The sequence below is a fragment of the Agrobacterium vitis genome, assembly GCF_037039395.1.
GTDB classification, from domain to species: domain Bacteria; phylum Pseudomonadota; class Alphaproteobacteria; order Rhizobiales; family Rhizobiaceae; genus Allorhizobium; species Allorhizobium vitis_E.
Map to the genome: position 1 here is coordinate 371141 of NZ_CP146242.1, position 12482 is coordinate 383622.

Sequence of the window (12482 nt, forward strand, 5' to 3'; positions counted from 1 at the left end):
ACATTGATAAAGACCGTAAAGGTCAAAAGCGCATGGATGAACTCATTCTTGAAAAAACGGGCGGCTTTGCAGGCTTCGGCGGCGCAAGATCGGCACTGCGCAGCGATGGGGTCTGCGCCGTCGAAAAGCTGAGCGCGGCCGAAAAACAGCTGATCGAAGAGTTTTTCCGGCAGTCTGTGCCTCAAACAGCCGCCGTGACGGATGGCTTTCGCTATCGCATCGTCTGGCCGTCACGTTTCGGCGACCAATCCGTGGAAGTGCCTGAAAGCCTGGTGCCGGATGAAATCAAGGCCGCTGTCAAGGATCGGCTCCGGTAAGATCGCCCACATAAGAATGCCTCGGTGCACAACCGATAGGTTTCCCCAGCTTTTTGCTTGCTTTCCGGCTGAAACCAGCTATAAGCCCGCTGTTCGCAACACCCGGTCTTTTGGCTGGTGGCTGAACGGAGGGCCGGCAGACTTGTTTTGCCGTCAGAAACGAAAAGCGTTTCGGCCTCCCGTGTCTCCGCTCTCGACCGTCTCGTACAACGCTTTTCTTGCCCCGGGCCATGCCCGTTCAGGAGCAGTCGTTGAGGCTTAGCGCCGATCCGGGTGATGATCACAGCAAGAAAGGCAAAGCTATCATGGCTCTTTATGAACATGTATTCCTTGCCCGGCAGGATATGTCCGCACAGCAGGTTGATGCCCTCGTAGAACAATACAAGGGTGTTATCGAAGCAAATGGCGGCAAAGTCGGGCGCGTAGAAAACTGGGGCCTGAAGTCCCTGACCTACCGTATCAACAAGAACCGCAAGGCTCACTACGCTCTCATGGACATCGATGCTCCGGCTGCTGCCGTGCACGAAGTCGAGCGTCAGATGCGCATCAACGAAGACGTTCTTCGTTACATGACCATCGCCGTTGAAGCCCACGAAGAAGGCCCGTCTGCCATGATGCAGAAGCGCGACCGCGACGACCGTCCGCGCCGCGATGGCGACCGTCCGGATCGTGGCGACCGCGGTGATCGTGGTGATCGTGGTCCCCGTGAAGGTGGCCGTGAAAGCTTTGGTGATCGTCCGCGCCGTCCGCGCGAAGATCGCGCATAAGGAGATTTGACTATGGCTGAAGTTTCCTCTTCCACGGTTCGTCGTCCGTTCCATCGCCGTCGCAAGACCTGCCCCTTCTCCGGCGCCAACGCTCCGAAGATCGACTACAAGGACGTGCGTCTGCTGCAGCGCTACATTTCCGAGCGCGGCAAGATCGTTCCCTCGCGGATCACGGCTGTTTCGCAGAAGAAGCAGCGCGAGCTGGCCAAGGCCATCAAGCGCGCCCGCTTCCTCGGCCTGCTGCCTTACGTCGTTGCGTAATTTGGGCGTCGTTGCTTAATCTAAGCTGACGTGACTTTGCGGCTCCCGTTTTCGGGGGCCGTCTCCCTTCCGCGATGGGCGTGGATCGGAACGGATAAATCCCATGTTGAGGTGCAGGCCGCTTGCCGGTATCGCCCTCTAACTGCCAGGCGCAGGACAGCGACGTGAAACAATTGGACGGAAAATTGCTGCTGACCGGCTTTCTCGCCGGCGTGACCGCCATCTTTTTGGTGCTGGCGGCCAATGCACAACCGTCTTTTTCTTCTGTTTTCTATGCGGCATCCGCCCTGCCCGTGATGATTGTCGGCCTGCGCTGGGGCAATGTTCCCGCCATCGTCGCCATCGTTACCGCAGCCTTTGCTGGCGCGCTGGCGGTCTCGCCGCTGTTTGCCTGCGCCATGGCCGTATTTACCCTTCTGCCAGCCGGCTGGATCAGCCATCTCGCCAATCTCGCCCGCCCGGCGTCTGAAATCGGCGGCCCGGACAAGCTGCTCGCCTGGTATCCCTTGTCGGATATCCTCATGCATCTCTGCGGATTGGTCTGTATCGGCGTTATCTTCCTCGGTGTGATGATCGGCTATGATGCTGAACTGGTCGGCACCATGATCGATGCGTTGATGCAGACGCTGACCGATCGCGATCCGACCGTTGCCGCCACCATGGGCAGCACCGCCGGGATCAAGTCCACCATGCTGCTGACCCTGCCGATCGTGCAGGGTGGCATGTGGGTCATCATGCTGTTTGCCGCCTATTACCTGGCAAGCCGGATCGTTGCTGCCTCAGGCAATGCGCTGCGTCCGCGCGAAGATATTCCCTCGGCGCTGCGCATGAACCGCAATGCGCCGTTCATCTTCCTGGCCGGCATCGTCGCCTGCTTTATCGGCGGCGTTCCGGCCCTGATCGGCGCAACTGTCTGCGGCACATTCGGGGCAGGCTTTCTGCTCGGCGGTTTTGCATCGCTGCATCAACGCACCCGTGGCAAGGAATGGCGCGTACCGGCGCTGATCCTCACCTATATGGCGTCTCTTCTGGCCTTTCCGGCCTTCTTCATTGTCATTCTCGGCCTCATCGATACACGGCGGACCGTTGCCCTCACCCCACCGAGGACAACAGGAAAGCCCGATGCGGACGGCAAACCCGATGCGGGTCGCAAACCTGATTCAGACAGCAAGTCCGATGACGGCAACACACCCGAAACATGAGCTTCCAAACTTGAATTGCCCAACTTGAATTGAAAGGAACATAGCATGCAAGTCATTCTTCTCGAGCGCATCGCCAAGCTTGGCCAGATGGGCGAAGTGGTTAAGGTTCGCGACGGCTTTGCCCGTAACTACCTGCTGCCAACCGGCAAGGCACTGCGCGCCAACGCCGCCAACAAGGCCCGTTTCGACGCCGAGCGCGCCACCCTCGAAGCCCGCAACCTCGAGCGCAAGTCCGAAGCCCAGACCGTTGCCGACGTTCTGAACGGCAAGTCGTTCATCGTCGTCCGTTCGGCTGGCGAAACCGGCCAGCTCTACGGTTCGGTTGCGGCTCGTGACATCATCGAAGCTCTGGCTGCCGAAGGCTTTACCGTTTCGCGCAACCAGGTCGAGCTGAACAACCCGATCAAGACCATCGGCCTGCACAACGTTACCATGCACCTGCATGCCGAAGTTGAAATCAGCATCGAAATCAACGTTGCTCGTTCCGCTGAAGAAGCCGAGCGCCAGGCCAAGGGCGAAAGCCTCACCTCCGCCGACGCCATCTACGGCGTGGACGAAGACGCGCTGCGTCCGGAAGACTTCTTCGATCCGGATGCCGACCGCGATGGCGACGACGAATAAGATATTCATCATTATCGATTGAAAAAACGCCCGGATTTTCCGGGCGTTTTTTTGTGCGGATCGGGCTAAAATAGATGTTCACAGAACTGAGTCGCTCCATGCCACAGTCAATGGAAAAAGCAGGGTCAGCATGTTTTTTTCTGCCCTGGCGCATCAGGCCTGTGAACTACTGTGTTTATCGCAATGCGCCCTTTAACCGCCCCACAGGATCGCTAGGAATGCGGGTTCCAGCGAAAGAGAACGGATAAAGCCCATGAACGATGTTGCGCGCAGGTTAAATCCTGCCCAGCCGGCAGAGCCCCATTACCGGGAAGCCCCGAACAATATCGAGGCAGAACAGGCTTTGCTTGGCGCCATTCTTGTCAATAACGATGCCTATTATCGTGTCTCGGATTTTCTCAAACCCGCACATTTTCATGAGGGCCTGCATCGGAAGATCTACGAGGTCGCCTCCGACATTATCCGCATGGGCAAGACCGCCAATCCGGTGACGATCAAGACCTTCCTGCCCTCCGACCAGATGATTGGCGATTTCACCATTGCCCGATATTTGGCCCGGCTGGCGTCTGAAGCCGTGTCGATCATCAATGCCGAGGACTATGGACGGGCGATCTACGATCTGGCTCTGCGACGCGCGCTGATCACCATCGGCGAAGACATGGTGAATATCGCCTTCGACGCACCGCTCGACATGCCGCCGCAGGCGCAGATCGAAGATACCGAGCGGCGTTTGTTCGATCTCGCCGAGAACGGCCGCTATGACGGCGGGTTCCAGTCCTTCAACGATGCCGTGGCCCAGGCCGTCGATATGGCAGGCGCCGCGTTCGAGCGCGATGGTCATTTGTCCGGCATTTCCACCGGCATTCATTCACTCGACAGCAAGATGGGCGGTTTGCAGCGCTCCGACTTGATCGTCCTGGCTGGACGTCCCGGCATGGGTAAGACGTCGCTCGCCACCAATATCGCCTGGAACATCGCCGCATCCTACGAGCCGGAAGTGCAGCCGGACGGGTCGTTCAAAGCCAAGAATGGCGGCGTGGTCGGCTTCTATTCGCTCGAAATGTCGTCCGAACAACTCGCCACCCGTATCATGTCCGAGCAGACCGAAGTGTCCTCCTCGAAAATCCGCCGTGGCGATATTACCGAACAGGATTTCGAAAAGCTGGTCGGCTTTTCCCAGACCATGCAGAAGGTACCGCTGTTCATCGACCAGACAGGTGGTATTTCCATCGCCCAGCTTTCTGCCCGTGCCCGCCGCCTGAAGCGCCAGCGTGGCCTCGATTGTCTTGTCGTGGACTATATTCAGCTGATGACCGGCTCGGGCAAGTCAGGGGAAAACCGCGTCCAGGAAATCACCCAGATCACCACCGGCCTCAAAGCGCTCGGCAAGGAGCTGAACGTGCCAATCGTCGCGCTGTCGCAGCTGTCGCGTCAGGTGGAAAGCCGCGACGACAAGCGTCCTCAGCTCTCCGACCTTCGCGAATCAGGCTCGATCGAGCAGGACGCCGACGTGGTGATGTTCGTGTTCCGCGAGGAATATTATGTGCAGAACCTCGAACCCCGCGACCAGGGCGACCCAAAATATCCCGAATGGGAAGCCCAGATGGAAAAAGTACGCGGCACGGCGGACGTGATCATCGCCAAGCAACGTCACGGACCGACCGGCACCGTCAAACTGGCCTTCCAGGCGCAGTTTACCCGCTTTGCTGATCTCGCCGATCCGAGCTTCACGCCTTACGAGGAAACCTGACCATGCTTTGCGCGGAGCATGCTTAAACTTTGCGCAAATGCACACCGTCAATACAGACAGAACCAAGAGCCGCCTTTTCCAGGCGGCTTTTTGCATAGTGGCATAGCAATTGCTTTCTGAGGAGCAACATCAACCCGGAGCATCCTATGCATCGTCGTACCCTGCTTGCCCTTGGCCTTTCCCTTGCCACCTTTGCCGCCGTGCTGCCGGCCCATGCCGATGCGCTGAGCGACATTACCACCCGGGGTACGCTGAAAGTGGCGGTGCCACAGGACTTTCCGCCATTTGGCAGCGTCGGCCCCGACATGCAGCCCGTCGGATATGACATCGATACCGCAGCCCTGATTGCCAAAAAACTGGGCGTCAAGCTGGAACTGGTGCCTGTTACCAGCGCCAACCGCATTCCCTATTTGCAGACCAACAAGGTCGATCTGGTGATTTCCAGCCTCGGCAAGAACCCGGACCGTGAAAAGGTCGTGGATTTCTCCACCGCCTATGCGCCTTTCTACAATGGCGTGTTTGCACCCGCCGACACCGCCATCAAGTCCGCTGCCGATCTGTCGGGCAAGTCGGTCGGCGTCACCCGTGGCGCGGTCGAGGATCTGGAACTGACCAAGGTTGCGCCCTCCGACGCCACTATCAAGCGCTATGAGGATAATAACGGCACAATTTCCGCCTTCCTTTCCGGTCAGGTCGATGCGGTTGCCACCGGCAATGTCGTCGCTGCCGCTATCCTCGCCAAGAACCCACCGAAGCGTCCGGAGCCCAAGTTCCTGATCAAGAATTCACCCTGCTTCATCGGCTTCAACAAGAACGAACCGGCGCTGACGGAAAAGCTCAATGCGATTATCGCCGAAGCAAAGGCCGATGGCTCGCTGAGCAAGATTTCCGAAAAATGGTTGGGCGCCCCGCTTCCCGCCGATCTCTAATCGGACGGTATAACCATTTCCTGCACAATCACCGCAGCCCTGACGGCTGAGGTGATTGTGCAGGCCAGATACGGCAGCAAAGCCGAATACCCTCGCTTTGCCAGCAGGTTTCATCATGCATTATATTTTCGATTTCAGCTGGTTTGGCGAATACTATCCGATCATCCTCAAAGGGGTCGGGGTGACGGTCGAACTGACACTGGTCGGTGGCGTCGTCGGCATTGCCTTCGGCATCGCCTGCGCCTGGGCGCGGGCCTTGGGACCGAAATGGATCAAGCCACCGGTTGCCGCCTATGTGGAACTGATCCGCAATACGCCCTTCCTGATCCAGCTGTTCTTCATCTTTTTCGGCCTACCCTCCACCGGGCTGAGGCTCTCCGAGATGGAAGCCGCCAATCTGGCGATGATCATCAATCTCGGTGCCTATAGCTGCGAAATCATCCGGGCTGGCATCGAGGCAACCCCGAAAGGCCAGTTCGAGGCCGGGACCGCGCTGGCGCTTCGACCGCTGCAAACCTTCCGGCTGATCATTCTGGTTCCAGCCCTGCAACGCATCTGGCCGGCGCTATCGTCGCAGCTGGTCATCGTTATGCTCGGTTCCGCCGTCGTGTCACAGATTGCCGCCGAAGACCTGACCTTTGCCGCCAATTTCATCCAGTCGCGCACCTTCCGGGCCTTTGAAGCCTACATGATCTCCACCGCTCTCTATCTGGTGCTGGCCATCGGCCTTCGGCAATTGCTGGCGCTGCTCGGACGGCAGATATTTCCGAAAGGGGTGACCCGATGATTGAGTTCACCCTCTGGGATATGGCCCGTAATCTGTTGCTGGCTGCCCGCTGGACCCTGGTTCTATCACTGGTATCCTTCCTGTCCGGCGGCGCATTGGGACTGGTGGTCTTGATGTTGCGCATTACCAAACAGCGCATGCCCCGAATCTTCGCGCGTGGCTTCATCGAGTTTTTCCAGGGCACGCCGCTGCTGATGCAGTTGTTCATCGCCTTTTTCGGTCTCGGCCTGTTCGGTATCGACGTTCCCGCCTGGCTCGCTGCCGGTGTGGCGCTGACCTGCTGGACCTCGGCTTTCCTGACCGAGATCTGGCGCGGCTGCGTCGAAGCCGTGCCGAAGGGCCAGTGGGAAGCGGGCACCAGCCTGGCTCTCACCTATCGTCAGCAGATGCGGCTGATCATCCTGCCGCAGGCCATGCGGATCGCCATTCCCCCGACGGCGGGTTTTTCGGTTCAGGTGGTCAAAGGCACGGCCCTGACCTCGATCATCGGCTTTGTCGAATTGTCGAAGGCTGGCACCATCGTCACCAATGCCACTTTTCAGCCCTTCACCGTCTATGGCTTGGTCGCGCTGTTCTATTTCGCCATCTGCTACCCGCTGTCGCGCTACTCCAAATATCTGGAACGCCGTTTCGGCGCGGCGCCCGTCGGACATTGACTCGCAGGCATTGAATCAGGGGCATTGATTTCATCCGGCTTTTATCCCCGGCGAAATTGCGCCGGGGTCATTCCCGTCCGCGCCTTGAAATTGCGGGTAAAATGCGCCTGATCGGCAAAGCCGCAGGCAAAGGCAACGTCGGCAGGCGCAGCATCTTTCACCAGCATATGTTCGGCCTCACGAATGCGCCGGAATGTCAGATAGGCATGCGGCGTGATGTGATAGGTGGCGCGAAAACTGCGGATGAGATGCGCTCGGCTACAGCCAACAAGGTCAGCTATGTGTTCCAGGCCAATGTCCTCAGCGAAATAGGCATCAAGATAGTCCCGCACCCGGCTCATGGCCTTATCAGGGACCTTGCCCGCGCGCGCAAAGCCAGCTTTCTGGCCAACAGACCCATGGCAGACCTTCCCATGACGGGCGAAGAGAGCGGCAAGAACCTCCAACATCCCCTCCTCCGCTTCCAAGGCGTCTCTCGCGTCCTCCATCCGCCGGTGCATCCGGTTAAAAACAAGCGCAAGCGCGGGATCGCTGACCATCTGCTGCGGGAATGATGGCGTGCCGCTGGAAGGTCGTTCACCTATGTCCTCCAGCAGTTCCCGCAGAATGGCGACCGACGGATAGATCATCCGGTATCGGTAAACCCCGCCCGCCGAACCGCCATCATGGATCTCCTCCGGATTGATCAGATAGAGATCGCCCGGCCCGCACATCCGACGGCAGCCACGGATGGTGGCAATTTTCTGCCCGGTCTCCATGGCGCCAATACCGAAATGCTCATGGGCATGCGGGGAAAACCGGTGAGTGATGAAGGTCGCACTCATGCAATCCATGCCGCCAAACCGGGCATCCCGCCAGAAGCGGGTCTGCTCGCGGATGGGCGCTGACGCAGGGCTGGTGGAAACCGGTGAAAGCATGTTCATCGCCAGACATATGTGGACACCCCCTCGGTCAAGCCTTTCTTCTGATCTTTTTGAACCCGGCTGGCTGCTCGCATATGTCCGGCCTCTCTGATGATCGGCCGAACGGCCGCGGGCCTTGATGAAATCCGCGGATCATGGTCCCAATCAAAAAAGCGCATTCTGCAGATGCAGTCTCGCGAACGGGTTGTCCTGATCCCCGGCGGAACCGGTATTCATCACGATCGTCTGGCAGGCCCTCCGAACTCGGTGACGCTGGTGCGTCGGTTTCTATGCGATGGCGTTTGTGTATACCGTCTGCCGAGTCATCACGGCCCATGCGATCCGCGCCATCTTGTTCGCCAGCGCCACGGTCGTCAGGCGCGGGGGCTTCGTTAACAACAATTTCCTGACCCACTCGATGAGCGGCCCGTGCATCTTATGCCTGACATGCCTGAGGACGGCTGTCGCGCCGACGATCAGCAGCGTTCGCAGATATCGGTTCCCGGCCTTCGTGATCCTGCCGAGGCGCTCTTTTCCTCCAGACGAATTCGATCGTGGCGTCAGCCCGAGCCATGCGGCAAATTCTCGCCCCGACCTGAAGACTGACGCATCAGGCACCGTCGCCGCCAGTGCTGTGGCAGTGATGACGCCGACGCCCGGGATCGTCGCAAGCCTGCGGCCTGCTTCGCTCGTTCGTTGCCATTCGCGTATCTTGGCTTCAAGTGTCCTGACCTCGGCGGTCAGGGAGTCGATTTGCCTGGCCAAGGATACGACAATGTCAGTCACGAGCGGCGGAACGTCCAGCTCTGTCGGCTCGTGTGCGAGCACCCGCTCGACGAGCTCTGCCGTTCTTTCGATCCCGACCGGCGCCACGATGCCGATCTCGGTGAGATGGCCTCGTAAGGCGTTCACCAGCATGGTCCTCTGCCGGATGAGGAGAGCACGCGACTTGTGCACCATCAGGATCGACTGCTGCGACGCGGTTTTGATTGGAACGAACCGCATGGTCGGCCGGGTCACAGCCTCGCAGATCGCCTCGGCATCCACCATGTCGTTCTTCCCCCGCTTCACGTACGGCTTCACATAAGCCGGCGCCATCAGCTTGACCTCATGGCCCATGCCTGTCAGTTCGCGAGCCCAGTGATGCGCGGAGCCGCACGCCTCCATGCCGATCAGACTCGGCTCCAGCTTGGCAAAGAATGCAAGAAGGTGTGTGCGCCGGAGTTTCTGAGCGATCACGACACGACTGCTGTCATCAATGCCGTGAACCTGGAAGACATTCTTTGCAAGGTCGATTCCGATTGTCAGCCTGGACATCCCGTTTCCTTTCCAACGTTTGATTGGTCCCTGCCGATATTCTCGGCGGTAGTGGTGGGGGTGTCCACATCATCAATAACACCAGCCCGGCATTTCAGTCTTGAAGAAAAGTGATAGGGTCCGGCTACCATTATTGTTCGCAAAAAGCTGTTTCCATGACCCTCCCTGCCTTTTCCATCCCCCCCTCCGATGAATTCCTGACCGCTCCGCTGCGCGTGACAATCGACCTGCAAGCACTGGCCGACAATTGGCGCGAGATGGCGCAGCGATCCGGCAAGGCGCGGGCGGGTGCCGTGGTGAAGGCCGATGGCTACGGAATCGGCATCGAGGATGCCGGTCAGACGCTTTACAATGCGGGTGCGCGGGATTTTTTCGTGGCGCTGCCATCGGAAGGCGCGACCTTGCGGACCTATGCGCCGGACGCCCGGATTTTCGTACTGTCAGGGATCTGGGAAGGAATGGAACCGCTGTTTTTCGAGCATGACCTGGTGCCGGTGATTGCCAGTGAGGAACAGTTGGCGTTCTGGATGCGGGCCGTGGCCGAGCATGGTGATCATCCATGCGCCCTGCATGTCGATACCGGTTTCAACCGGCTGGGCCTCAGCATGGACGACGCAATGTTCCTGGCGACTGACGTTTCGCGCCCGGCCAGCTTTTCACCGGTGCTGATTTTGAGCCATCTCGCCTGCGCAGACGATCCATCCTCGCCGATGAACCAGCAGCAATTGCAGGCTTTTCATCAGGTTAGCGCGGCTTTCGAGGGAATTGAATCAAGCCTTTCAGCCTCTGCTGGAACTTTACTCGGCCCCGGTTACCACTTCGACCTCACCCGCCCCGGCATCGCGCTTTACGGCGGCGAAGCGGTCATGGGCCTGCCCAACCCGATGCGCCCAGTGGTCAAGGCCGAGGCGCGCATTCTCCAGATCCGCCAGGCCAGGAACGGGGAAACCGTCAGCTACGGCGCCACCTGCAAGTTGGCGAGAGAAAGCCGTCTGGCCATTGCCTCCGTCGGCTATGCCGATGGCTACCTGCGCAATCTCTCAGGCCACGGCACGGCATTGCGCGATACCGGATCGCCGGGGGCCTATGGCTCTATCGCCGGATACAAGGTGCCGGTGGTTGGCCGCATCACCATGGACATGACGATCTTCGACGTCAGTGACGTGCCGGAAAAAGCGATTGCCGCTGGCGACTATATCGAACTGTTCGGGCCAAACATGCCCATCGATGACGTCGCCCGGGCGGCAGGCACGATCGGCTATGAAATGCTGACCGGCCTCGGCCTGCGCTATGAGCGGCATTATCTGGAGGCCGAATAGGACTTTAGCCCCTTGCATCGGCCCGGCATTTCTCTTAGTTGATAGCACGTATTCACTTTTTGTTCTCATCCTTCCCCTCGCATCGCGATGCCGGGATGGTGCAATCTTCGTGCGAAAGGCAATGCATGGCCAAGGCCAAGACCCAATTCATCTGCCAGAACTGCGGAACGGTTCACAGCCGCTGGGCTGGAAAATGCGATGGTTGCGCACAATGGAACACCATTGTCGAGGAAGACCCGATGGGTGGCATCGGCTCTGGTCCCGGCAAGGTGCCAAAGAAAGGCCGGGCGGTGACGCTGACCTCGCTGTCGGGCGAAATCGAGGAAGCGCCTCGCATTCCGACCGGCCTGTCGGAGCTGGACCGGGCGACCGGCGGCGGTTTCGTGCGCGGCTCCGCCGTGCTGATCGGCGGCGATCCGGGCATCGGTAAATCCACCCTGCTGATGCAGGCCGCCGCCGCCTTGTCGCGGCAGGGTCATCGCGTCGTCTATGTCTCGGGCGAAGAGGCGGTAGCCCAGGTGCGGCTGCGCGCCCAGCGGCTGAACGCCGCCGATACCGATGTGCTGCTGGCAGCGGAAACCAATGTCGAGGATATTCTGGCGACAATTTCCGAAGGCAAACGGCCCGATCTTGTCATCATCGATTCGATCCAGACTCTCTGGAGCGATACTGCCGATTCGGCCCCCGGCACGGTGACGCAGGTGCGCACCGGCGTGCAGGCGATGATTCGTTTCGCCAAACAGACTGGTGCCACCATGGTTCTGGTCGGCCACGTCACCAAGGAGGGCCAGATCGCCGGTCCCCGCGTCGTAGAACACATGGTCGATGCGGTCCTCTATTTTGAGGGCGACCGGGGCCACCATTACCGCATCCTGCGCACCGTCAAGAACCGTTTCGGACCCACCGACGAAATCGGCGTGTTCGAAATGTCGGACCGGGGCCTGCGAGAAGTCGCCAATCCCTCGGAACTGTTTCTGGGCGAACGCAATGAAAAAGCGCCGGGCGCTGCGGTATTTGCTGGCATGGAAGGCACACGGCCCGTGCTGGTCGAAGTGCAGGCGCTGGTGGCCGCGACAGCGCTTGGCACGCCGCGCCGAGCCGTGGTTGGCTGGGATTCCAGCCGCCTGGCAATGATTCTGGCCGTACTGGAGGCCCATTGCGGTGTCAGGCTTGGCCAGCACGATGTCTATCTGAATGTGGCAGGCGGCTACCGAATCACCGAACCCGCCGCGGACATGGCGATTGCCTCGGCGCTGGTCTCATCGCTGGCTGGCGTCGCTCTGCCCGCCGATTGCGTCTATTTCGGCGAAATAAGCCTTTCAGGTGCGGTTCGGCCGGTATCGCACACAGCGCAGCGGTTGAAAGAGGCCGAAAAACTTGGCTTTTCCTCCGCCGTGCTGCCCGCTTCTTCCGTCGATCTGCCGAAACGCACCGGCAAATGGGGCGAAATCGAAAGCCTGCCGGATCTGGTGGCGCGCATTGCCGGATCGAAACTGAAATCGCGCCAGCAGGGCAATGAGGATTGATGCAAGGGCTCGGTCGCACCAGTAGCGGCCAGGTTGCGAGCCTTGTCGCTCATAACGGTTGATTGCTTGTAGCCTGGAATTGACAGGGCCGGACCCCTTCCCCTACATGAACGGCAACGGACTGCAAG

13 protein-coding genes are annotated in these 12482 nt (G+C 59.5%); 11 read left to right on the forward strand and 2 right to left on the reverse strand.

Features of this window, described 5'->3' with window-relative positions:
• The first annotated feature begins 32 nt into the window (after positions 1–32).
• From V6582_RS04295 to V6582_RS04335, 9 genes are all read left to right on the forward strand, one after another.
• Positions 33–317, forward strand: coding sequence for a protealysin inhibitor emfourin (locus V6582_RS04295; RefSeq protein ID WP_156632359.1), 285 nt, complete (start codon positions 33–35; stop codon positions 315–317).
• Between the two features lie 305 nt (positions 318–622).
• A complete protein-coding gene (gene rpsF, locus V6582_RS04300) occupies positions 623–1084 on the forward strand; it encodes a 30S ribosomal protein S6 (protein ID WP_015915511.1) in 462 nt (153 codons plus the stop codon).
• Positions 1085–1096: 12 nt separating this feature from the next.
• A complete protein-coding gene (gene rpsR / locus V6582_RS04305) occupies positions 1097–1345 on the forward strand; it encodes a 30S ribosomal protein S18 (protein ID WP_015915510.1) in 249 nt (82 codons plus the stop codon).
• A gap of 164 nt (positions 1346–1509) precedes the next feature.
• Positions 1510–2547 carry a DUF2232 domain-containing protein gene (locus V6582_RS04310; protein ID WP_337739286.1) on the forward strand — a complete coding sequence of 346 codons (1038 nt, stop codon included), beginning with the start codon at positions 1510–1512 and terminating at the stop codon, positions 2545–2547.
• Between the two features lie 45 nt (positions 2548–2592).
• Positions 2593–3168, forward strand: a complete 576-nt coding sequence (rplI, locus tag V6582_RS04315) for a 50S ribosomal protein L9 (RefSeq protein WP_060715864.1) — start codon at positions 2593–2595, stop codon at positions 3166–3168.
• A gap of 253 nt (positions 3169–3421) precedes the next feature.
• A complete protein-coding gene (locus tag V6582_RS04320; protein ID WP_156632361.1) occupies positions 3422–4918 on the forward strand; it encodes a replicative DNA helicase in 1497 nt (498 codons plus the stop codon).
• 146 nt (positions 4919–5064) lie between these two features.
• Positions 5065–5847, forward strand: a complete 783-nt coding sequence (locus V6582_RS04325) for a transporter substrate-binding domain-containing protein (protein WP_156632362.1) — start codon at positions 5065–5067, stop codon at positions 5845–5847.
• A gap of 115 nt (positions 5848–5962) precedes the next feature.
• On the forward strand, positions 5963–6634 hold the full coding sequence (locus V6582_RS04330) for an amino acid ABC transporter permease (protein WP_156632363.1): 672 nt from the start codon (positions 5963–5965) through the stop codon (positions 6632–6634).
• Positions 6631–7290: an amino acid ABC transporter permease gene (locus V6582_RS04335; RefSeq protein WP_156632364.1), complete on the forward strand. Its 660-nt coding sequence runs from the start codon at positions 6631–6633 to the stop codon at positions 7288–7290. The genes V6582_RS04330 and V6582_RS04335 overlap by 4 nt, the downstream gene beginning before the upstream one ends.
• Positions 7291–7331: 41 nt before the next feature.
• Here V6582_RS04335 and V6582_RS04340 read toward each other — a convergent pair whose 3' ends face one another.
• Both V6582_RS04340 and V6582_RS04345 read right to left on the reverse strand, forming a co-directional pair.
• On the reverse strand, positions 7332–8213 hold the full coding sequence (locus V6582_RS04340; protein WP_156632365.1) for an AraC family transcriptional regulator: 882 nt from the start codon (positions 8211–8213) through the stop codon (positions 7332–7334).
• A 267-nt stretch (positions 8214–8480) separates the two neighbouring features.
• Positions 8481–9509, reverse strand: coding sequence for an IS110 family transposase (locus V6582_RS04345; RefSeq protein ID WP_060718548.1), 1029 nt, complete (start codon positions 9507–9509; stop codon positions 8481–8483).
• A 155-nt stretch (positions 9510–9664) separates the two neighbouring features.
• Here V6582_RS04345 and alr point away from each other — a divergent pair, with 155 nt between their 5' ends.
• The gene (alr, locus tag V6582_RS04350) at positions 9665–10828 is read left to right on the forward strand and encodes an alanine racemase (RefSeq protein ID WP_156634846.1); all 1164 of its coding nucleotides are present in this window, start codon (positions 9665–9667) and stop codon (positions 10826–10828) included.
• 125 nt (positions 10829–10953) lie between these two features.
• The gene (radA, locus tag V6582_RS04355) at positions 10954–12354 is read left to right on the forward strand and encodes a DNA repair protein RadA (RefSeq protein WP_015915501.1); all 1401 of its coding nucleotides are present in this window, start codon (positions 10954–10956) and stop codon (positions 12352–12354) included.
• Positions 12355–12482 lie beyond the last annotated feature (128 nt).